Source organism: Enterococcus sp. AAFC-DPL-5146 (genome assembly GCF_058216635.1).
The window spans coordinates 90,283-115,523 of record NZ_CM177103.1 but is presented as its reverse complement, the minus strand read 5'-3'; the positions used below and the strand labels follow the sequence as shown (position 1 = coordinate 115,523).

The 25,241-nt window shown below is 35.2% G+C and carries 10 protein-coding genes; 2 read left to right on the top strand and 8 right to left on the bottom strand.

Annotated elements, in window-relative coordinates; translation table 11 throughout:
• Window positions 1-469: 469 nt before the first annotated feature.
• Window positions 470-1,441 carry a ribose-phosphate diphosphokinase gene (locus AC4BB2_RS00450; RefSeq protein WP_490473508.1) on the bottom strand — a complete coding sequence of 324 codons (972 nt, stop codon included), beginning with the start codon at window positions 1,439-1,441 and terminating at the stop codon, window positions 470-472.
• 482 nt (window positions 1,442-1,923) lie between these two features.
• Here AC4BB2_RS00450 and AC4BB2_RS00445 point away from each other — a divergent pair, with 482 nt between their 5' ends.
• Window positions 1,924-5,724: a 5'-nucleotidase C-terminal domain-containing protein gene (locus AC4BB2_RS00445; protein WP_490473507.1), complete on the top strand. Its 3,801-nt coding sequence runs from the start codon at window positions 1,924-1,926 to the stop codon at window positions 5,722-5,724.
• A gap of 105 nt (window positions 5,725-5,829) precedes the next feature.
• Here AC4BB2_RS00445 and glmU read toward each other — a convergent pair whose 3' ends face one another.
• The gene (gene glmU, locus AC4BB2_RS00440; protein ID WP_490473506.1) at window positions 5,830-7,212 is read right to left on the bottom strand and encodes a bifunctional UDP-N-acetylglucosamine diphosphorylase/glucosamine-1-phosphate N-acetyltransferase GlmU; all 1,383 of its coding nucleotides are present in this window, start codon (window positions 7,210-7,212) and stop codon (window positions 5,830-5,832) included.
• A 318-nt stretch (window positions 7,213-7,530) separates the two neighbouring features.
• Here glmU and AC4BB2_RS00435 point away from each other — a divergent pair, with 318 nt between their 5' ends.
• Window positions 7,531-8,178, top strand: coding sequence for a FusB/FusC family EF-G-binding protein (locus tag AC4BB2_RS00435; RefSeq protein WP_490473505.1), 648 nt, complete (start codon window positions 7,531-7,533; stop codon window positions 8,176-8,178).
• A 511-nt stretch (window positions 8,179-8,689) separates the two neighbouring features.
• On the opposite strand, the gene AC4BB2_RS00430 is transcribed toward AC4BB2_RS00435, so the two are convergent.
• From AC4BB2_RS00430 to AC4BB2_RS00405, 6 genes are all read right to left on the bottom strand, one after another.
• A complete protein-coding gene (locus tag AC4BB2_RS00430) occupies window positions 8,690-9,835 on the bottom strand; it encodes an ArgE/DapE family deacylase (protein WP_490473504.1) in 1,146 nt (381 codons plus the stop codon).
• A gap of 266 nt (window positions 9,836-10,101) precedes the next feature.
• Window positions 10,102-10,929 (bottom strand): pur operon repressor, encoded by an 828-nt coding sequence (gene purR, locus AC4BB2_RS00425; RefSeq protein WP_490473503.1) that lies wholly within the window; start codon window positions 10,927-10,929, stop codon window positions 10,102-10,104.
• A gap of 290 nt (window positions 10,930-11,219) precedes the next feature.
• Complete coding sequence (locus AC4BB2_RS00420) at window positions 11,220-12,056, bottom strand: metal ABC transporter permease (RefSeq protein ID WP_490473502.1); 837 nt, start codon at window positions 12,054-12,056, stop codon at window positions 11,220-11,222.
• Window positions 12,057-12,329: 273 nt separating this feature from the next.
• Complete coding sequence (locus tag AC4BB2_RS00415) at window positions 12,330-15,116, bottom strand: putative mucin/carbohydrate-binding domain-containing protein (protein ID WP_490473501.1); 2,787 nt, start codon at window positions 15,114-15,116, stop codon at window positions 12,330-12,332.
• 170 nt (window positions 15,117-15,286) lie between these two features.
• Entirely contained in the window at window positions 15,287-15,967 is a 681-nt protein-coding gene (locus tag AC4BB2_RS00410) for a winged helix-turn-helix domain-containing protein (protein WP_490473500.1), read from the bottom strand.
• 152 nt (window positions 15,968-16,119) lie between these two features.
• Window positions 16,120-25,122, bottom strand: a complete 9,003-nt coding sequence (locus AC4BB2_RS00405; protein WP_490473499.1) for a hypothetical protein — start codon at window positions 25,120-25,122, stop codon at window positions 16,120-16,122.
• Between the last annotated feature and the right edge of the window lie 119 nt (window positions 25,123-25,241).

Sequence of the window (25,241 nt, the reverse complement as noted above, 5' to 3'; positions counted from 1 at the left end):
TTCGTTATCTGTAAATAAAAAAGTAGTAGACTAAAGCAGCGGCTATAATAACTAATTGTAGCGTTAATCCCCAGATTTCATATCTTTCTCTCTTCATGATTGCTCCTTTTTTATATTTTTACTATGTACAATAAAAGATTACTCACTACTTTTAGCATAGCATCTAACAATAGACTGAATAGTTATTTTTTTCCGCTAACTGCCTAAAATTGAGCTTTTGATTCTACTTAAAAACGGATTATAACTTTTACTTTTTATAAATAAATCAAATAAAACGATTTCTTGTTCTTCTATCTAGTTATCCACCTTTTTATTATTGATATAAAAAACAATAATAAATTTTTTAAAATCAATTTTTCCAGTTATAAAACTAATTTTGATATCTTTTTCGCAAAAAAAAGACAAACATCATTCTTCTGCATTTCTACATACAGAAAAATAATGTCTGTCGACTGTTTATTTATTGGTATTAACGGTGTTTTGTTTCAAACAACGGACTCACTGGTTTATTTTCATGGATACGTTTAATGGCATCTCCAATTAATTCCCCAACACTAACTTCATCAATCTTATCGATTTTTCTATCATCAGAAAGATAGATAGAATCCGTTACAACTAAACGTTCAATGGCAGAATCTTCGATACGTTGTAATGCCGGTCCTGACAATACTGGATGTGTACATGATGCATAGACTTCTTTTGCTCCAGCTTCTTTCAATGCATTGGCTGCTAGTGAGATAGTTCCTGCTGTATCGATCATATCATCGATAAGTACGCATGTCTTGCCTTCTACATGTCCAATAATGTTCATAACTTCAGCAACATTCGCTTTTGGACGGCGTTTGTCGATGATTGCAATCGGTGATTTCAAATACTCTGCTAGTTTACGAGCACGAGTTACTCCTCCATGGTCCGGAGAAACAACGACAACATCGTCACCTTTAATATCACGTTGTAAGAAATAATCCGCAATCAATGGTGCGCCCATCAAATGATCCACAGGAATATCGAAAAATCCTTGAATTTGGACTGCATGTAAATCTAGTGTCAACATTCTAGTTGCTCCAGCTTTTTCAAGCATGTTTGCTACAAGTTTAGCTGTGATTGGCTCACGAGCACGAGCTTTACGATCTTGACGTGCATAACCATAATAAGGCATCACAACGTTGATTGTCTTAGCACTCGCACGTTTTAAGGCATCAATCATAATCAATAACTCCATTAAATTATCATTTACAGGGCTACTTGTTGATTGGATGATGTAAACGTGAGAACCACGAATACTTTCTTCGATATTTACTTGAATTTCGCCATCGCTAAATTGATTGACAGAAGATTTTCCTAATTCTACACCAACAGCTTCTGCGATTTTTTCTGCTAACGGACGATTCGAGTTAAGAGAAAAGATTTTCAATCTTGGATCAAAATAATGTTTTGACATGGGGACCTCCACTTTCTTTTACTGAACAATAGTTTCCTTATAAATAGTAGTCACTTTTCCGAAATAAATCAAGTGATTTTGAGGCATTCCTTTAAATTAATACGATTTTCTAATAAAAATAAGCAACTGCTCGTGGAAAAAAAACGAAAGCAATAAAAATATGTCGTGTTTGTTATTTTCTTTTTAAAAATCATAACATTTTCTAATGACAAGAGAGAAGATATATATTACTATTTAGGTGGTACAAAAAAATGAAAGCGGATTATTTTTTTTATCTAGCTTCGTGGGCTAGCCTCTCATAAAAAGGATAAAATTTAAGTGTGGTAAAAAGAGCACCTTTATATTTTCCTGTTTATCCCGTTAAGGTCGGATGAACCCACTAGGCTTTTACTTTGAAACACAGTGAATGAAATGAACTGATGTTGAAAAGTACAAGAGTTTCAAAAACTGTTGATCATTATTTATTATTAAGGAGGAATTTTGTGAAAAAGTCAGTTTTGAGAAAAGTACAACTTGGTTTACAGGTATTAATGATTTCTACATTATTAGCAGGCACTACTGCAACAACTGCATTAGCTATTGGGGATACACTAAGCAGTGAAACACAATCAACAGATATAACCGTTTCAGAAGGTTCTACGGCTTCAAGTACAATAGAAAGTACGCAAGATACCGTTTCTCAACCAAAAGTGGAAACAGCTGCAACACCGCAAAAATTAACTATTTTAGGGACCTCTGATGTCCACGGTCAATTGTGGGATTGGTCTTATGAAGATGATAAACAAACACCAGTCGGGCTTTCACAAGTGAGCTCTGTTGTAGAAAATGTCCGTTTAGAAAATCCAAATGGTACGATTCTGATTGATAATGGTGATATCAACCAAGGAACTATTTTAACTGATGATCTATATAATAAAACACCACTAATCAATCAGCCTAATCCGATGATCAAAGCAATGAACTACATGAAATATGATGCCATGGTCTTAGGGAACCATGAATTTAATTTTGGATTGGATTTAATCAAAAAACTCCACAGTGAAGCTCAATTTCCAATCTTATCTGCTAACACGTATGTGAAAGAAACAAATAATCGCTTTGTTGGCGGAACAATGAAAAAAGACATCGATTTAGATGGAGACGGTAAAAAAGACTTAACGGTGGGGATCATCGGGCTAACAACACCTCAAGTACCATTATGGGATGGTGCAAAAGTAGATAGTCTTTATTTTGAACCTCTGAGAGAGGAAGCTGAAAAAGCGGTTGCTGAATTAAAAGATGACACAGATATCATCATTGCTTCGATGCATGCTGGTCGAAAAAGTTCTAGTGCAGCTTCAAGTGCCGATGAAGTAATCAGCAAAGTCGCCGGCATTGATGCCTATATTTTAGGTCACGATCATCGATCTTTTGCAGAACAGCTGGAAGGTCCGAATGGTTTAGTCCCTGTCGCTGGTCCTAGAGATACCGGCGTTGAAATGGTACGAATCGATCTTGATATCGAAAAATCGAATGAAAAATGGCTGGTTAAAAGTAGCAATGCTGCAATCATCAATACCAAAACTGTTCCAGCAGATGACGCATTAAAGTCGGAAACACAAGAATATCATGATACAACTAGAAATTTCATCTCAGAAAAATTCGGAACAGCTACAGGCAACTTCTTGCCTCCTGAGGAAGTTAAAGGAATTCCAGAAGCTCAATTACGCCCAACGGCTATGATTTCTCTTATCAATAATGTTCAAAGAAAAGCAACGGGTGCTCAACTAGCAGCCTCTGCCCTTTTTAAAGCAGACAGCAAATTAAATGCAGGAGCCCTCTCTTATTCAAACGTTTTTGATATCTATAAGTACCCTAACACATTGGTCAGTGTCAATATAACGGGAGAAAATCTCCTAACATACATGGAAAATCAGGCAGATTATTACAATACTCCTGGACCTGACGATTTAACGATCAGTTTTAATCAAAATATCCGTGTTTTTAATTACGATATAATTTCCGGTATTTCTTATAAGATTGATATTTCTAAACCTCATGGTGAGCGTATCATCAACCCAACGATTGATGGACAACCAGTTGATCTTGCGGCAAACTATACAATCGCAATGAATAATTACCGCTATGAAGGTTTATTAGCACAAGGTCTTATTTCAGGAGAACCGATAAAATCAACTGATCCTGAAACTATTCGAGGACTAATTGCAGATTATATCAGAGAGAAACAAATCATTGATCCTGAAAAAGAAATCGAAAATAACTGGGAAGTAATCGGCTATCATTTTAATAAAAACTGGCGTGAGTTAGCTGTTCAATTAGTTAATGACGGTACGCTTCAAACAGAACTTGCCCCCGATGGCCGTACACCTAATGTTAAACCTATCACCAAACAAGATGTCATCAACGCAGGTTTTTCGCCTAAAAAGATGACAATTATGCATACTAACGACGTTCACGGACGAATGGAAGGGAACGGCAAAGATGTTTTAGGTATGGCACGTTTGAAAACATACAAGGATTTAGTCGAGCCTGAACTTTTGATTGATGCAGGTGATGCTTTCCAAGGACTGCCTATCTCCAATTTTTCTAAAGGGATGGACATGGTCAATGTAATGAATGCTGTCGGCTATGATGCGATGGCTGTCGGAAACCATGAGTTTGACTTTGGTTTTGATACAGCGATGAAGTATAAAGAAGCATTAAATTTCCCAATTCTTTCCAACAATACATTCAAAGATGGAAAACTTGTATTTGATCCTTATACAATCGTTGAGAAAAACGGAAAAACCTATGCTATTATCGGCGTAACAACACCAGAAACCGCTACAAAAACGCATCCTAACAACATAGTTGGTGTAACTTTCGCTGATCCAATAAGTGAAACAAAAAAAGCAATAGCAGAGATTCAAAAAAATCCGAATCAAACAATCGATGCTTATGTCGTTACCGGGCACCTAGGCATTGACGAAACAACGCCTCACGAATGGCGTGGAGATACGTTAGCAGAGACTTTGAGTAAAGAATTTTCCGATCTAAACATTACTGTTTTGGATGGTCATTCACATACGGCTGTAAATGGCGGAAAACAATTCGGCAATGTCATGTATACACAAACTGGCAATTACTTGAATAATGTTGGTTTAGTAGATGTGGATTTAACTGATTTCAGTAAAAAAACAGCCTCACTGACTCCTGCCAATGAACTAGCTAGCTTAGCAGAAGATCCAGCAGTTAAAACCTTAGTTGACGCGGCAAAAGCAAATTTTGAAGCGTGGGGTTCAGAAGTTGTTATTGAAAACAATCCTTATCAGTTCAACGGTGAGCGCGACAATGTACGAACACGGGAAACTAATTTGGGGAACTTGATTGGCGATGCTATGTTAGCATATGGGCAAGAGGGATTCAAAAACCCAACTGATTTTGCCGTAACAAATGGCGGCGGTATCCGTACAAATATCGAACCAGGACAAGTCACTTTAGGTGATGTCATCGCTGTATTACCATTTGGCAATAGCATCTCTCAAATAAAAGTAACTGGCGCTAAAGTCAAAGAGATGTTTGAATTATCACTACGTTCCATGACTCAAAAAGACGAAGCTGGCAATACCATCTTAGATGAATACAACCAGCCAAAACTTGGTGCCAACGGCGGTTTCTTACATGTATCAAGTTCGATCCGAGTTCACTATGACTCAACGAAAAAAGGTTCATTACTGCCAGCAGATGAAGGCAATGGAACCGATAAAACCCTCGTTGGTGAGCGTGTATTGCATGTTGAAGTCAAAAATCGCAAAACGGGGAACTTTGAACCAATCGATGAAAAAACAACTTATCACATGGCAACTAATGACTTTTTAGCAGCTGGTGGGGACGGTTATGATATGCTGGGCGGCGAACGTGAAGAAGGACCTTCTTTAGACACAGTCTTGATTAATCATTTAAAACAAGGAGCTGCCCTACGTTTATACAATGCTGCTACAAATGTCGATTTGTCACAATACAAAGAAGCCTTTCCAGGAGAACGAATTGTCTCTATTTCAGAAGCTGACTTTAAGAACAAATTCAAACCAGAATCAGTGCCTACTCCAGATCCAAAAGATCCGACTAAGGAACCAGCAGGAGAAATAAAAACATCTACACCTGGTAAATCTGCTACTGGAAAAACAACCACCTATCCGAAAACAGGGGAAAAAATTACCTCGTATGTAAGTTTAGGATTACTTGTGATTGGACTTTCTGGTTACAGTTTTTATGAATATAATCGAAAACGAAAAATAGGCTAAATCATATTGTTCCCTTTGGATGATATTTTACAAAAAAGATGAACAAACACAAAATTAAAAAAAAGATGAATGCCCAATCTCAGCATTCATCTTCTTTTTTATTCTTTATTTTTCATTATTCATATAAGGCATGTTCTTCCCATAACCTTCTTTATTCACTTGTCTTGCCCGAGCAATCGCCAAGTCAAATTCTGCTACATCTTCTGTGATCGTAGAACCTGCTGCGATAACTGAATTTGCGGCAATGTCCACAGGTGCAATCAAATTTGTTGATGATCCGATGAACGCATGATCTCCAACCGTTGTGCGATATTTGTCTTTTCCATCATAGTTAACGAAAACCACACCGCAGCCAACGTTAATATCTTTACCCAAGTCTGCATCACCAACATACGTCAAATGACCCACTTTGGTATCTTCTGCTACGGTTGCATTTTTGATTTCTACAAAGTTTCCGACATGAACACGCTCACCGATTTCAGCTTTCGGACGAATATGTGCAAATGGGCCTACATCCGCATTTTTACGAATAATACTTTCTTCAACGACAGATTGTGTAATTTTTACGTTATCTTCAATCACACTATCCACAATTTCAGAATGGGCGCCGATGAAACAATCTTCACCAATCATTGTTTTCCCTTTTAAACGGACACCAGCTTCAATCACAGTATCTGAACCGATTACGACTCCTTCATCAATGTATGTTGAATCGGAATCAACGAATGATACACCATTTCTCATATGCATTGTATTCAAACGGCGATGCATGATTTTATTCGCCTCAGCTAAAGCCACACGATCATTGATCCCCATCGCTTCTTCAAAGTCAGCCATTTGGTATGCCGCAACGGTCTTGCCTTCTTTTTTAAGGATCTCAATGATATCTGTTAAATAGTATTCTCCTTGTGCATTGTCGGTATTGATTTTAGATAAGGCATTAAACAAGGCTTCATTATCAAAACAAAACGTTCCAGTATTGATTTCCTGCACACGAGCTTCTTGTTCAGAAGCATCTTTTTGCTCCACGATTTTTTCAACGATCCCTACATGGTCACGAATGATTCGGCCATATCCAGTTGGATCTTCTGCGTGAGCGGTCAAAATCGTCGCACTGGCGTTTTTCCCTTGATGATAGTCGAACAGATTCGCTAATGTTTCAGCAGTTAATAGCGGCGTGTCCCCTGTAATAACAAGGGTTGTGCCTTTTTTGCCTGCTAAATGTGCTTCTGCTTGTAACACTGCATGCCCTGTTCCTAATTGTTCTGCTTGTAAAGCATATTGGCTACGCTCACCTAGATGACTTTTGATTGCCTCAGCACCATGACCTACAATCGTTACAACTTCACTTGGATTTGTTTTTTCTACTTGATCCATGATGTGTTCTACCATTGGTTTTCCAGCGACAGGGTGCAACACTTTATAAAGTTTTGATTTCATGCGTGTTCCCTTACCAGCAGCCAGGATGATGACATATCTGTTTTCCAATTGCTTCACTCCTAAGATTTGTTTTATTTTTAATCGTTTATTTTCAATTTAAAATAGCGCCATGTTTTAGTTTAGCTTACTCTTTACGGTTTTTCAACTGAACCAATTGCTTTTTTGCTATACCAATTTATAATTTTGTGTGTTTGCGTTATAATAAAGGAAAATTATGTTAGCGGGGTGATAATATGATACTTAAACAAATACACGTATCTCGATCAAAAGCCCATTCAGGTTTGAAATAATAAAGTGCTTTGGTTGTTGAAGGATTGCCTTTACGCAAAGTACTTTATCACTTGAAAGATAGAGAGGAAATCCATTATGAATAAACAAATACAACCCTATCAATTTAATTTTATTAGAAAACAAGCCCATATTTTGCTACAAGCTCATTTATCTGTAAATGACAAAAATACAGTCAAAACACTGCAGGCGATCGTTCTTGAGAAAATCAATGAGCAATTCGGTACAGATAAAGATGCGTTACAACCATTATTGGAAGGATTCTTAGAAGCAGCGACTTCTAAACCACGGCTAGAGCAGTACTTAGAAGGCTTAAAAGAATCTGTTATCCCATTTGATCCACCTTCAAAACAACAACTGACAAAGCTCTTTAAGAAGACGAAGAAATTGAAAATCCCAGAGTGGGAAACAATGGATTTGAGAGATTATACTTTTTACAGCTGGAATGATAGTGGGAAGCAGCAAAAATTTATTATCGCTTCAATTGACGGACAGCTCGTCGGTGTTTCAGGAACCATTTCCCCTACGACTCAAAAAGGCATCTGCCCGATTTGTCATGAAACGTCAGAAGTTGCGATGTTTCTGTCTAAGGTGAAAGAATCTGGCGATGGTATGTATACGAAGCGTGGGAATTATATTTGCTATGATAGTGAAAAATGCAACCATAATATCGAGCGTAAAGAAGAGTTAGAGGCGTTTGTTCAGAATGTGCAGTTTACGAAATAGAACATTACCTAGAGGAAATCACCTCTAGGTTTTTATTTTTTTGACTTCCTCAATGTTGCTATTGGCAAGAAAAACTTGAGCGGACTTAATGTTTTTATCGAATTTTCTCTCCTTTTGAAAATAAAATGATTTACTCTATCAAAAGAATCTTTCCATTGAATAAAATGCGCATTATTGCGTATCATACTATGTACAAATCTTTGTTTTAAAGCAGCTACTGACTGCCTTTCATTATAAACTCCTTTAGTAATAATAATTCAACTATAATATATAATTGAATAAAAAAATATATTTTTAACAGTAGAAACTTCACCTCTCAAAGCACGCTGAAAAAGTACCATTCTAAACCATTCCTTTGCTCCAGTTGTATCAACTCATTAAAGGCTAGGACATAACTCTGCGAGTTATATCCTAGCCTCAAGAAATCCGAATAAACAGTGGGAGCAAAAGCAACTTATTTCTCGGAGTTAAATGCTTCTGTCCCAATCTCTTTTTAATTTTCATACCTCACTTAAGATAAATACGTCGTTGCCATTTCTTTATAAATATCCACCATTTCCAAATAGTTATCAACATCCACATATTCATCTACTTGATGAGGTGTTTCATTCCCTGGACCAAAAATAATGACTGGAAATACTTGCTTGCCTTTGGTAAATTCAGCTGCATCTGTGGTTCCAGAAATACCAACCATAGGAATGTCTTTACCCACTTGTTTTTTTGCTACTTGTTGGGCAATTTTAGCAATATCTGAGTCTTTTTCACTTTTAACTGAAATTTTATTTGCTTCGATAGTTAATGTTAAATGATAGGTCTCTTTTTGATTCAATTCATCAATCAATTCCTTCATTTTTTTGATAACTATATCGTTGTCATATCCAGGGATCGTTCTAATATTCCCCTGAAGACTAGCTTCACTAGGAATACTATTGATCTGTTCACCACCGGAAATCATCGTTACATTATAAATAAAGTCACCTAGCACTTCATCTGTATGGATTTCACTGCGGAACATGTCATTCGCTCTCGTATAGAAATCATTCAAATGATCGATTGCATTCACACCTAGTTGAGGCATTGAGCTATGAGAATTTTTTCCTTGAGAATTTACTTTAAAGTTTATTGATCCTTTATGAGCATAGACAATACCCGCATATCCAGAAGGTTCACCAATGACCATTGCTGTAACATCATCTACGTAACCCTCTTTTGTTAATTGTTCCGCACCAAGTTCGCCGACTTCTTCACCAACTGTGGCTAATAAACGCAAACGACCATCGAATGCCGCATTTTCTTCTTTTAGTTCAATCATCGCAATTGCCATTGCAGCTAAGCCACTTTTCATATCACAAGTGCCACGGCCGTACATTTTGCCATCACGAATCTCAGGTTTAAACGGATCAGAGGTCCAGTCAGCTATATTCCCTGCTGATACGACATCCATATGTCCAGAAAAAGCTAAAACTTTCTCACTATTTTTATTACCAATCTCAACGATTAAGCTGTCACGATCTTCTTCAAATTCTAAAAAGGTTGAATCAATACCATGTTTTTTGAATAATTTGCTTAAATAGTCAGCGACTTCTTTTTCATTACCGTTGACTGACTTAATTGCAACGATGTCTTTTAAAATTTGTACTTTTTCTTGATTTTCCATTGTGTTGGCCTTCTTTCATTTGATTATCCAAATTTTTAGCTTATTATGTGTGAGAAAACTGGATAAAATTGCTTATAACTTAACTATACACCTAATTAGAAAATTCGTTAAATAAAAAAGGTTGTTTTCTGGCTATGAGGAATAAAAATAGAGACTGGAACATAACTCTACGAGTCATATCCCAGTCTCTTGGAATTCAGATAAACGGTGGAATCAAAAGCAAATACTTCGAAAATCAGCTTCTGTCCCAACCTCTACTTCAACTTTTATTCGCTAAAATAATTCCCAGGAACTACATTAATCGTTTTTGTCCGTGTATCCACATCTTCTACATAAAGCAATGATGTATAATCTTCAATCGCACGTTGTCCTTTGAATTTAGACTCAGCAAATACAGTGATTCCAACAAGCTCCGCCTCAAACTCTTCAATCAAACTCTTCATTCCATTAACGGTACCTCCGCCTTTCATGAAGTCATCAACAACTAAAACTCTAGAACCACGTTTTAAGCTACGTTTTGATAATTCCATTTTTTCAATCCGTTCTGATGAGCCGGAAACGTAATTTACACTAACGGTAGAACCTTCAGTGATTTTTGAATCACGTCGAACGATGACAAACGGTACATTAAGGTAATAAGAAACAGCTTGAGCGATTGGTACACCTTTTGTCGCAACAGTCATGACTGCATCGATTTGTTCCCCTAAATATTTAGAAGCAATGATTCGACCCACTTGACGCAATAACTCCGGCTGTCCCAACAAATCAGAAAGATACACATATCCTCCTGGCAACAGACGATCCTGCTCTGATAAACGTTCACATAAAGCCAATACTAATTCTTTTGATTCCTCATAGGGAATTTCTGGAATAAATCGAACTCCGCCAGCAGCCCCTGGAATTGTTTCAAGAATTCCTGTACCTCGCTGTTTAAACGTTTTTTTAATGATTGCTAAATCCTCACTTATTGATGATTTGGCAGATTTATAGCGCTGTGCAAAATGGGTTAAAGAAACTAATGTATGTGGATGATCCAACAAGTATTGTGTCATATCAATCAAACGTTCGCTTCTCCGAATTTTTGAATCCGTCACTTCTTCTCCTCTTTCCTTTAAGGCTTATTATCACTATCTCTAACAAGGAAACCTCATCAAAATAATTGATACACCTTCTTTTTTATAGGTTCATTAGCCATTATTTATTGATGAACAAAAAATAAGTGGCACTTACTTTTAATCTATCCTTCTTATTATAAGGTGTTTGGCGGAAAAATTCGAGCATTTTTTGAAAAAAAAGGAAAATAGTTCGCAATTTATAAAACAAAAAAGAAGATATGCATAAAAATCTTCGTTTTTCTACATATCTTCCTCTAAAATAAACGTTTTTAGCTCTGACTCATTTTTTTATTCCGCTGCATGGTAACAACTAATTTGCGAATGATACTTACCAGAATAAACAATCCGATAAAAATCAGCGTAATGCTGGCACTTGGGGGCGTTTCTAAATAATAAGATCCTGTTAAACCTGTTAACATCCCAATCAAGCCCATAATCACGCTAATGATAATCACTGCATTAAAGCCTTTTCCAATGCGCATCCCGATTGCAGCAGGTAAGACCATGATTGCTGAAATCAATAGTGCCCCAGCAATTGGAATCATCACTGCAATGGCTACACCTGTAATTACGTTGAATAACATCGACATCCAATGAATCGGCAACCCATCGACATGAGCTGTATCCTCATCAAAGGTCAATACATACATTGGTCGTTTGAATAAACAGAACAAAATAACTAATACCACAAAAAGAACAGCTAAAATAATGACTTGCTGCCACGTAATAGTGACGATTGACCCAAATAGATAAGACTGGATACTGGCAGCTGAATTACCACCACTTAGATTCATTAAAACTAACGCTAACGCCAATCCTCCCGACATTAAAATCGCAATCGAGATTTCCGAATACGTACTATAAATCATCCGCAGATATTCTAAAATAATTGCTGCAATGATCACAACAACAAGTGTCATGATATCAGGATTCCAATTTAAGAAAAATCCTAATGCAACCCCGGCCAACGATACGTGAGAAAGAGTATCTGCCATCAAAGATTGTCTTCTGATTACAAGAAATACCCCCAGCATCGGTGCAATCACCGAGATAAAGGTTGCTGCCAAAAAGGCTTTTCTCATGAACTCATATGAAAGCATCTCCAAATTCTTTTTCCTCCTTGCTATATAAGGCTGTAGAAGCCTATTTTCTTCGCGGAACAATCGTGAGACTATAGTTATCAAACTATAGCCATTTCGATTTACCGTCACAAATCGTAAGAATTACGATTAATAAGCAAGGTATACTTTAGCAGAATAAAAATGACTAGTCAAGAGAATTATCCTAGATAGTATCGTCTAGTCTTTTTAAAAACTCTACATCTTCATTTGATGTAAAGTAAATCACTACTCACTTAAAAATTTCAGCCTTTATACAACTTAATTTAAAGGAGCATCAATTAACGACCACGTTAATTCAGACTTATATTGCCCAATTTTTCCATACATAGGCACCGATAAACGAACTGCTTGTTCAAGAGATGTCTGTTCATCCATAAAAATGGAAGAATAGGTTCCCAAACCATGATTTTTTTCTGCGGAAAATATAAGTTGAGAAGTGTCTGCCGCATTTATAATGACTTCTTTAGTTTCAGGAGGAGCTGATAAATCACCTAGTTTGCTAGTAATGGTTCCTTTAGGGATCGTTAAGCGCCAGCCTTTCAATGTTGCTTCCTGCTCTTTAGCAATTGCAACAAAATCGGTCATAGCCACTTGAACATTCCAACCGCCACCTGTCCCCCGCTTATCGATTACTTCTAAACCGAGCTTTCTATTTACTTCTACTTGAGCCTTTGCCGTTTGACCGATTTGAATTTTATCAAATTTAAAATCAGATACAGCATTTATCGTAAAATTACCTGAGCCAATTGGTGGACCGATTGGTTCTTCTGGAAATTGAACCTCATTTAAATTGGGTGTTGTCACTTCAACTATTGCTTTGCTATTTGGTGATTCCAATGATCGCTCAAATAAATCGTTGTACTTTTCTAAATAAGTGGATCGATTCGGTTCGCTTAAGGCATTAATTGCCATAAAAAGCTGTTTGATGCCATTTAATCCAATCGTATCTTTCGGTATTTCTGAACTGCTGATTTGTGATGCTTGTTCAGTAATTTTATTAATTAACGTAGCTTCCAGATCATTTTTAAGCGTCTCATTTTGCAGTCCTAACTCGGTCATCTTAAATGAATTCGTTTTTGAAGTAGAATCAACGATCCCTTCCTCGTTTGTTAACCGTTTTTGAGTCTCTGCATGAAATAATACCACTCTATATCCTTTTTTCAAGGGAATCACATCCTTGACCACTTGACCATTCATTCCCTCAATTTCTTTGGAATAAATAACCTGACTATTTTCATCATAAACCTTTATTGATGCATATAATTCATTGGCAAAATAGGCATGAGGAGTGCTTGAAATAACGGAGAAAGTAGCTTTTTCTTTATTTATATCTGTTTCAAAATTTGCAAATGTATAGTTACTAAGACCTAAAAATTTGATTGTTTGATTCATTAATTTACTTGAATTCAGTTTCTCTACTTCAATCGTTGCTTCATTAGTTTTTTCTTTGATATGAACGTAGTGTCCACTATATTTATATTCATTCGATTCATTAGAAAATGCGACTGTATACACACCGTTGGGAACATTATAAAAATGAATATTTTCTTGATCAATCTCAACTTCTTGAATTACACGACTGCCTTCTTTAAGTTTCAGTGTTTCTCCCTTTAAAACATTGATATCATCGATTGCTAAATGAATCGTAACGTCCCCTTTTAATCCTAAAGGAGCAATATCTTTATTATTAACCAGTTCAAAGTTTGAATTCATGAGAATGGTCGGATCTACAAGTTTACGCGCGTTAGCCAATTGACTTGAAGGGACAATATTAACCAAGGATGCGACTGCTTCGTAGTTTTGATGACGATTGATCTCATCTTGAAAATTACTAGTTTGGATTTTCCACTTATTTAGTGCAGGCGTAAAATCTAACCCAGTTGTTTCGCTGTAATACTTATTCATCAAGTCAGAGAATAAAATAGTCTCTTTTTTGAAATTTGGTTGTAGCGCTAACTTTCTATATCCTTGATATAGTTTCGCATATGTATTTGTTCCAGCTTTCTGTTTTAACATTGTCAATAGAACTAATTGACTCCTTAAATCAAGTGTAGCGTAACCTTCCCCATTAACAATCGTTCTCTGATATAAATTATTATCTACTGCTTCTCTTTTACCGCTGTTAAATAGCCAGCTAAACCGATCTGCTTCTTTTCCATACTGATCATACTGATATTGAGCCGCTAATAAATTATTTGACACTTCTCCTGTAGATATCCCTCTATTTCTGAAATCTGCTTGATAGCCATGTGCGATTTCATGGAGTGCACCCCAACTGATTTTGTTCAGCCATAGTGTTGTATCATTTTTAGAATTAGCTGTCCAAATTGGGCCATAATAAGCACTACCAGCGCCATGCGTATCAGCTTTCAAAAAGTAACGATTTTTTGATTGTTGATTTTCATACGATGAATTATCTAAGCCAATATATTTATCATATGTATCAAATATATTTTCATAGTGATCAATCAACTCATCAATAGAGTCAAAATCTTTTGATTTTCTCAGTAACTCTTTGTCTATTTGGGGTAAAAAAAATTGAAACTTTTTTGACTTAATTAACGCAAACTCACTATCCATTTGATCCCAGGTATTAAAAAATTGATTTTCGTTTCCTTTTTTCTCATAAATCGGTAATAATTTTTGAACTTGATTATTTTCAACTTGAAATTCAATGGTTGCATTCACATTACCAAATGGTGTATCCACAAAAGGAACTGTTACAGCCTCACTGGAAAGCTCAGTCCATTCAGAACCTACGCTTACGGATTTTTCTTCCTTTGAATCATTAGATAAGAGACGAACGGTTAATTTATTTTTTATTTCTGGATTTGTTTGCCGAACCTTTAAAATAGTGTTTTTAGCTAATATAAAGCCTAAATCCTGACGATCATGATTTTTTCCTTTAGAGATTCCTGATTTAAATAACCAGACAGGTTCTTCAATACTTCTAATTTCCTTTTCTTTCACTTCAGCAACCACTACTTGGCTTGTTGAAAATAGTCCAATTAGTAAAATGATGCCAATAATTATTTTTTGTTTCACTTACTTTCTCCTTCGCTACTGCTTTGGATTAGATGTCGGCTGATTTCACCTAAGTTTCCCTATCTAATATCACGATGTTTAATCTGAAGTTGTTTATTGCTGAAAAAGAGAGAGTAAGATAGAAGTAATCAGATAAACTACTCTTCTTTCTCAAACATTCTTGACTTTGCTTATATATCAAGCATATAGCCTCTTGAACGAACTGTTTTGATAAATCTTGGTCTTGCTGTATTCTTTTCGATTTTATTTCTTAAATGAAAAATAACATTAGCAATACGATAGTTTTCATTATTTAAACTATGTTCTGGATCCCACAAACGTTCTTTAAATTCCTTGTATGAAATTGCCATGCTTGGATTGTTATATAATATCTCTAATGCTTGATATTCTTTTCTAGTCAAAGTAATTTCTCGTTCTCCATCAATTATTGCACTTAGGTTAACTGGATTTAATTCTAAAATTGTTACTTGTGTTTCTTTTTCTTTGCTTGTCATTCGTTCATGCGAATGATGTGACAACACGTTTGTTAGTGTATGAAAAAGTTCTTCTGCATTCGTTGTTTCTGAAAAACAAGTTTTTACACCCAGTTGTAAGTAAACAATATTTGCATCAGAGCCACCACCAGTTGAGCACAAATAAATGGGTAGGTCAAAGCGTTGTCTCAATTCCATCAACCAACAACATGTTATAGGTATCGTATTTTCTTTTATAACAATGGCCGTCATTTTTTCTTCGGTCTCTAGCAGTTTATCTATTTGAATTGGTGAAACATCCCAACCTTTTTCCTTTAAATAGTCAACGTGTTTATTTTCTTTTGAATCATCATCAGTTAAAAACTTAATTGTGTACATCATTGTTTCCTCCAAATAATTTATTTTCTATGTAGTCTTTTGCAGTTATTATGTTTTTTATAGGATACACGAGGCAAAAACTAACGTTTTAGCCTCGCTTTCCTATAAATTTGAATGATAAAATATAAACATTTTCGCTTTATTTCAATTTACTATTGCTTGGGTACATCTTCCAAGATCCATGTTACACTGCCTTTGTAATTCCCAAGATAATTCGATTGGTTAACAGTATAATGAAGACCTTGTTCATCCGTCCATTTTTCAGATATCGGCGTGACTTCATTTGCTTCATCACTGGCGCCACTTTCAATAAGGACTTTTTGCCCCGTCACAATACTATTTCCAGTACCTTTATCATTAACATAATGATACTCTCCCAAAAGTTTTCTTTTTCCTGAAACCAATTCACTTGGCAGAATACTTAGCTGCCAATTCCCTTTACCACGATTATCAAAGACAGAAGCGTGCCCTCCTATTGGTTTAACAGGATTTCTCTCCTCACTTTTTGATGAGATCGAAAATGATAGTTTGTCTGGGATACTATTTAGTTTCAATTCTGGGATCTTACTGTTCACTGTAATTACGTTATTTGGATTTTGATCCGCTTTGTCTAAGACCACAGTGTATGTTGTTCCTTTTTTATGAGGAATTTCTACATTTTTATCTGCTTTCCCTTCATAAAGAATGGTACCTTCAGGATTTTTGATGGTATAAATATGGTCATTATGAAGCAACTGTGGTTTTCCTGTTGCTGAATACACATGTAACAAGAAATAGCTGCTAGACTTTGCATCGAATGGTCGGATCACTGATTCATCCGCCTTAATATTAATTACTTCACTTCCTCTTAATGTAAGTCCCTCAACGAAGGTCTCTTGATAATCGGATAGATCCGCACTTGTTAAAAAGCTTGGTACTTGAGCTGAGTTATACGTTAACTGATTATAATTAATGGTAAATCCTTTCATGTTGTCTCTGAATGTTGGTACCTGACCAACAAGTTTATTATGAGCTACACTCAACCAACTAAGCTTTGGTAGTGCCGCTAGCCCTTCTGGGATTGTTCCTGTTAAGCCATTATTTATTATATACAGTGTTTCCAGATTACTAAGATTGCCTAAACTTTCTGGAATCTCTCCAGTAAAGGTATTCCCATAAATTCTTAAATCTTTCAATTTTGTTAAATTCCCTAATTCCTTTGGAAGGCTGCCAACCATTTTTGCGTCCATTAACAAAAGATCTGTTAGATTCTTTAGAGCATCAATATTTTTGGGAACACGTTGACCTTCAGTAACTTTACTAGGAAAACCTGGATTGATTAACGTAATAGCAGCTAAATCAGATAAATAAACATCTTGATCAATTTGTTTGGGTTTCAGTTGCTTGTTTATTTCATTAATAATCCACGATTGATTTTCAAAGAATTCAGAGGTAATAATCTCTAATTCAACAGGTGTTACTTTAAATACATTTTTTGGATTTTTATCTGCCTGATCCAAAATTACTGTATAGATAGCGCCTTTTTTATGTTGGAAAGAAACATTCTTGTCAGCCTTTCCTTCATAAACAACACCTTCTTGCGTTTTGATGGTATAAATATGGTCATCATATAACTGCTCCACATTTTCTCCATTCAGTGCATGGAGATTGAAATAACTAGATACCTCGGAATCAAAGGGTCTAATCGTTGGTTCGCCTTCTTTGATTTCGATTGTTTCATTTCCTTGCAACGAAAGAGTACTTATAAATGTTGATGTGAAAATTGCAGTTGTCGCACTGTGGATATAGCTTGGTATTTCGTTTGAATTATCGGTTATTTGATTATTATTAATAGAAAGTATTTTCATCTTTTCACGTAATTTTGGTAATTGTCCTACAAGCTGATTCCCATTTAGGAAAAGTGTATGCAGCTTAGATAATTTAGCTAATCCTTCTGGAATTGTTCCTGTTAGCCCGTTATTTGAAAGCAATAATGTTTCCATCTCACTAAGATTTTCTAAGCTTTCAGGAATTCCCCCTGTAAAGTTATTTCCAAAAATTCGTAAATCTTGCATGTTTGTTAAATCACCTAATTCTTTCGGTAACTTCCCACTCATTTTTGCATTCGATAACAAAAGTATTTTTAGGTTTTTTAGAGCACTAATATTTTTTGGAATAAACTGACCTTCGGTAACCGTGCTATTTGAACCTGTATTAATTACAGTGATTTCTTCTAAATCTGACAGATAAACATCATGATCAATTTTCTTCGGTTGTAACTGATCGTTGATGTTACCAATAATCCATGATTGATTTTCAAAGAATTCAGATTTGACTGGCTCTATATCTACCGACCTAATCTTAACTATATTATTTGGATTTTGATCGGCTTTGTCTAATACCACGGTATAGGTTGTTTCTTTTTTATGAGGAATTTCTACATTTTCATCTGCTTTTCCTTCATAAAGCACCATTCCTTCTTGATTTTTGATGGTATAAATATGCTCATCATAGAGCGTTTGCGACTTTCCTTCTGTTTGAGTCGCATGTAAATCGAAATAGGTAGGGGATACTGAATCAAACGGTCGAATAACTGGATCATGTGCCTTAACCGTAAGTGAGTCCTTCCCTTTTAATGTGAGTCCTTCAATAAAGGTAGTTTTATAATCGAAATTTTCCGCACTTGTTATAAAGTTTGGTACTTGGGCAGAATTATACGTTAATTGCGTATTATTAATGTATAATGCTTTCATGTTTTCTCTAAATGTTGGTACCTGACCAACAAACTTATTAGCAATTAAAGCCATCCACTCAAGATTTGGTAGCGCCGCTAGCTCTTCTGGGATTGTTCCTGTTAAGTTACTATTTACTAGATATAACTGCCTTAACTCACTAAGATTACCAAAACTTTCTGGAATCCCTCCAGTGAAGGTATTCCCCATGAGTTTTAAATTTTTCAGTTTTGTTAAATTCCCTAATTCCGTTGGAAGGCTACCAACCATTTTTGCCTCCATTAATATAAGATCTATTAGATTCGTTAGAGCATCAATATTTTTGGGAATGAACTGACCTTTGGTACCTTTACTAGACATACCTGTATCGATTGTAGTAATTTCAGCAAGATCCGATAAATAAACATCTTGATCAATTTGTTTGGGATTCAGTTGCTTGTTTACTTCATCAATAATCCATGATTGATTTTCAAAGAATTCAGAGGTAATAACCTCTAATTCAACAGGTGTTACTTTAAATACATTTTTTGGATTTTTATCTGCTTTATCCAAAATAACCGTATAGTCTGCGCCTTTTTTATGTTGGAAAGAAACATTCTTATCAGCCGCACCTTCATAAACAACACCCTCTTGCGTTTTGATGGTATAAATGTGGTCATCATATAACTGCTCCACATTTGCTCCTTTTTGGGCATGGAGATTGAAATAACTAGATGACGCAGAATCAAATGGTCGAATGGTTAGTTCTCCTGCTTTGATATCGATTGCTTTATTTCCTTGAAGCGATAGACCACTGATAAAAGTGTTCCCTATCCCTAAATTCGTTGCACTTTCCATGAAGCTTGGTACTTTTTCAGCATTATAGGTTAATTGCGTATTACCCACTTGGATAGTTTTGAAATTCTCACCAAAGTCTGGGATTTGTCCAACTAATTTATTTTTCTCTAGATAGAGGCTATTGAGTTTAGGTAATGCTCCTAATCCACTAGGAATTGTTCCAGTTAACCCATTTTCATCTAAAATTAAATTCTCTACCTCTTTTAAATTCGTAAAGCTTTCTGGAATACCACCTGTAAAGGTATTATTGAAAATTCGTAAATCTTTCATTTTTGTTAAACTACCAAGTTCTTTTGGTAATGAGCCAGTCATTAACGTATTTCTTAAATAAAGTAATTCTAGGTTTTTTAGAGCGTTAATATTTTTTGGAATATGCTGTCCATTGAATGGTCGTTTAGCATCTGTATTAACTTGTTTGATTTTTTCCAAATCAGACATATAAACATCCACATCGATTTTCTTTGGTTTCAATTGGTCATTGATATTATTAATGATCCATGACTGATTTTCAAAGAAGTTTGAGGTTACCAAATCAGATTCTACAGATTTAATCGTAAATACATTCTTTGGATTTTGCTCCGCTTTATCCAGTATCACGGTGTAATTTGCACCACTTTTATGAGTGAAAGAGACATTTTCATTTGCTTTCCCTTCATAAACAATCTCATCCTTGTTTTTAATGGTGTAAATATGGTCATCATATAATGACTGTTTCCCTTTTGTTGCTGAATAAGCGTGTAGATCAAAATAGCTATTCGCTGACTTATCAAACGGGCTGATTGTATACCCTGCTTGAACTTGTATTTGTCCATTTCCTTTTAGAGACAGTGTACTAATAAAGGTTTCAGCTATTCCTAAATTCGTTGCACTTTCCATAAAGCTTGGTACTTTTTCAGCATTGTAGGTTAATTGCGTATTACCCACTTGGATAGTTTTGAAATTCTCACCAAAGTCTGGGATTTGTCCAACTAATTTATTTTTATCTAGATAGAGGCTATTGAGTTTAGGTAATGCTCCTAATCCACTAGGAATTGTTCCCGTTAAACCATTTTCATCTAAAATTAAATTCTCTACCTCTTTTAAATTCGTAAAGCTTTCTGGAATACCACCTGTAAAGGTATTATTGAAAATTCGTAAGTCTTTCATTTTTGTTAAACTACCAAGTTCTTTTGGTAATGACCCAGTCATTAGCGTATTTCTTAAATAAAGTAGTTCTAGGTTTTTTAGGGCGTTAATATTTTTTGGAATATGCTGTCCATTAAATGGTCGTTTAGCATCTGTATTGACTTGTTTGATTTTCTCTAAATCTTCTGGATACACATCCACATCGATTTTCTTTGGTTTTAATTGGTCATTGATGTTATTGATAATCCATGATTGATTTTCAAAGAAAGCAGACGTAATAATTGCTATCTCAACGGGAGTTACCTTAAATACATTTTTTGGATTTTTATCTGCTTTATCCAATATTACTGTATAAACTGCTCCTTTTTCATGTTGGAAAGAGACATTCTTATCTGCTTTTCCTTCATAAACAACACCATTTTGCGTTTTGATAGTATAAATATGGTCATCATATAACTGCTCCACATTTGCTCCTTTTAGGGCATGGAGGTTGAAATAACTAGAAGACGCAGAATCAAATGGTCGAATCGTTGACTCGCCTTCTTTGATATTAATTTTCTCATTTCCATTCAATGAAAGACCAGCTATAAATGTTGATGTAATCATATTATGCTGTGCACTCTGTATAAAACTAGGCACTTCATTTGAGTTATACGTTATTTGGTTGTTATGACTATAAAATGTAAGCATATTATCACGGAATTTTGGCAGTTGTCCTACAAATTTATTACCATTCAAGTAAATTGAATGCATATTAGGCAACGTAGTCAGCACTTCTGGTACTGTTCCTGTTAAAAGATTATTTGAAACCAACAAGTATCTTAGTTCTTTAAGATTTCCTAAACTCTCTGGAATTTCACCTGTCAAGCTATTATCAAAAACTCGTAAATCTTTCATTTTCGTTAATTCGCCGAGTTCTACTGGCAATGAACCGCTTATTTCAGCATTGCTTAAATATAATACTTCAAGATTTTTAAGTGCTTTGATATTTTTTGGAATATGCTGCCCTTTGAAAGGTCGTTTAGCATCTGTATGGATTTGTGTGATTTTCTCTAAATCTTCTGGATACACATCGACATCTATTTTTTGGGGTTTCAATTGATCATTGATGTTATCAATGATCCATGATTGATTTTCAAAGAAGGCAGACGTAATGACTGCTATCTCAACGGGAGTTACCTTAAATACATTTTTTGGATTTTTATCTGCTTTATCCAATATTACTGTATAGATTGCACCTTTTTTATGTTGGAAAGAGACATTCTTACCTGCTTTTCCTTCATAAACAACGCCATTTTGCGTTTTGATGGTATAAATGTGGTCATCATATAACTGCTCCGCATTTGATCCTTTTAGTGCATGGAGATTGAAATAACTAGTAGATTCGGAATCAAAGGGTCTAATCGTTGGTTCGCCTGCTTTGATTTCAATTTTTTCATTTCCTTTTAGCGATAGGCTACTGATGAAAGTGTTCCCTATGCCTAAATTCGTTGCACTTTCCATAAAGCTTGGTACTTTTTCAGCATTATAGGTTAATTGAGTATTCCCTAATTGGAGAATTTTGAAGTTCTCTCCAAAAGCTGGGACTTGTCCAACTAATTTATTGTCATCTAGATATAGACTATGCAATTTTGGCAAAGTCTCTAGCCCAGTAGGAATTGTTCCAGTTAAGCCGTTTCCATCCAAGTATAAATATTCTATATTCTTTAATTTTGTCAGACTGTCTGGAATGCCACCTGTAAAGCTATTATCAAAAATTCGTAAGTCTTTCATTTTTGTTAAATCGCCGAGTTCTACTGGCAATGAACCGCTCATTTTAGTATTTCTTAAATGCAATAATTCAAGATTTTTTAGAGCGTTGATATTTTTTGGAATATGCTGTCCATTGAATGGTCGTTTAGAATCTGTATTAACTTGTTTGATTTTATCTAAATCTTCTGGATAAACATCGACATCTATTTTTTTGGGTTTCAATTGGTCATTCAGGTTATTAATAATCCATGATTGATTTTCAAAGAAGGCTGAGGTGATTAAATCATCATTTATTGTTTTAATCGTCAATACATTATTTGGATTTTGATCAGCCTGATCCAAGATTGCCGTATAGACCGAACCTTTTTTATGAGGAAATGACACATTTTTATTCGCCTTTCCTTCATAAACAATGCCATCTTGATTTTTAATCGTATAAATATGGTCATCATATAACGACTCCGTAGTTCCATTAGCTACTGCATGTAGATTGAAATAAGTAGAGGATGTTGAATCAAATGGTCGTACCGTTAAATTGGATCCTTTGAGATTAATTTCTTTGTTCCCATTCAATGAAAGGTCCTCTAAAAAGGTTGTTGTCGTTTGATTATTTTCTGTACTCTGGATAAAACTAGGCACTTTATTTGAGTTATGCGTTATTTGATTGTTATGAATATAAAATGAAGTCATATTGTCCTTGAATTTTGGCAATTGCCCTACAAGTTTATTATTATTTAAAAAAAGTATCGACAATTTAGGAAGTTTAGTCAGCACTTCTGGTACTGTTCCTGTTAATTCATTATGTGAAATGATCAAAATTTCTAATTCGCTAAGGTTTCCTAAACTTTCTGGAATTTCACCAGTAAAGGTATTTCCATTAATTCGTAGTTGTTTTAGCTTTGTTAATTCTCCTAATTCTTTTGGAAGAACCCCAACCATTTTTCCATCTAACACTCTGAGAGATTCTAAATTCCTTAAATAACGTATATTTTTCGGGACTAACTGCCCCTTGTACTCATCTTCTTTTGGGAAAAGAGCGATTTCAGTAATTTTAATTAAATCTGATAGATAGAGATCTCTATTCATTGTCTTAGGTCTCAATTGATATTCTATTTCATCAACGATCCAAGCCTGATTTTCAAAAAAACTAGCCTTGACTATTTCGTCCACCACAGTAACAGGAACACTGATTATTTTGGTTAATTGAGGTATCAACTCACTTTGTATTTTTACATCTATATATTCCCTTCTGGCTCTATCAAATACTTTTTCTGCTACCAAACCAACAACTTTTACTTTATCACCTGGAATATTACTCACTGTGTCTTTTAGTAGCTTATTTATCTTTAAATCTTTTGTTGAACTACCAAGTATTGTTTTTGTGTCAACTGGTGTAGCAGAAATAGCAGGTGTTACCTCAGCAGATGCTTCACTTGATTCTGATTGAATGTCTGTCTGTCTTTGTGTAATATTATAAGTAGTGAGCGGTAGTTTAACCGTCCCAGTAGTCGAATTGAATAGTGATATGGCTTTACTTATATTAATTTTATCAACAGAAACCTCCATTCTAATTGTATTGGTTCCTAATTCTTCTAATAGTGTTTTAGGCAGAGTAATCTTTAATTTATTTGAACCAATAGACTCTATGTTCACCTGACTGGTGATTTCCGTGTCCTTATTGTTAAACAATTGAACTCTAGTCGAATCTAAGCTTGTAAATACCTTTTCTTTGTCCTCTAAAATTACCGACAGAGAACTTGGGAAATTTTTTGAATACGTATTAATCAGGTTTTGTCTAACTGTATAACTCGCAGTAAACGATTCTGTTTTCTTTCCTTCGACAGTTGGACTAGTATAAATTGGCTCTCCAATTGACTTTATACTTGGATCATATAGCAACATATGTGATATATAATTATTCGATGGGCTATATGTTCCAATTACTAGAGGGTTCTTATTGTCAAATACATACGTATATAAATTTTGAGATACACCTTTGCCCGTTTTTTGGTGGGTCGTTCTAAGTGTCGTTCTAGAATTGAAATCACTACTGTTACCTGTATCAATATAAGCCCCGTTGAATACAAGACTACTATTGTCATAAGTTTGTAGATAAACTTTTTTTATTCCTTCTACTCCAATACTATCAAAACCAAATGTACCATTCGGATTTCTATAGTTCTCATTAATAATTAGATTAGAAAGTTCAACATAAATATTCTCAACAGGTGTTTTTGTATCTGTATAAACAAGCTGGTAAGAAGTTGTACCATATCCAGCAGCCTTGTCACCAGAGATGAAAGTTTGGCTGAGTCCCCCACCAACGAATACTTGATTCTTGAAGAAATCCGCATTCATACCACTTCCCCCCGTAATATGACTAATTTCTAAAGAAAGGGAACGATTATTATACTTACCCATATTATTGTAATAAAAATAGGTACCAGCTCCATATTTTATAGGTGTTGAATATTTCCCAAAATAGAGTGCCCCATCATTCTTTTTGATATCAGCTAAAGGGAAATCCCCTTGATAAACTGCCTTGATTGTTGGTTTATCTGGATTGAAGATGGAGCCAGTTGATATACTACCGTCTGGAGCTACTACAGCAAAGCAATCTTCGACCTTCATGTCCTCTTCCGCCTGTACTGTCATTGCTTTTAATACAAAGAAACTACTAAAGAGAAGACAAAAAAGTAGTTTAAAAACAACCTTTGTTCTGTTTTTCATATATTTTTCCTCCTATTTCCCATCAGGGATATTCCTTTTAGGTTTTTTCATTTTTTTACTGATTCAATGGATACCAAGCATTGAACGACATGTTTTTATTCGTTCTACAATATTGACAA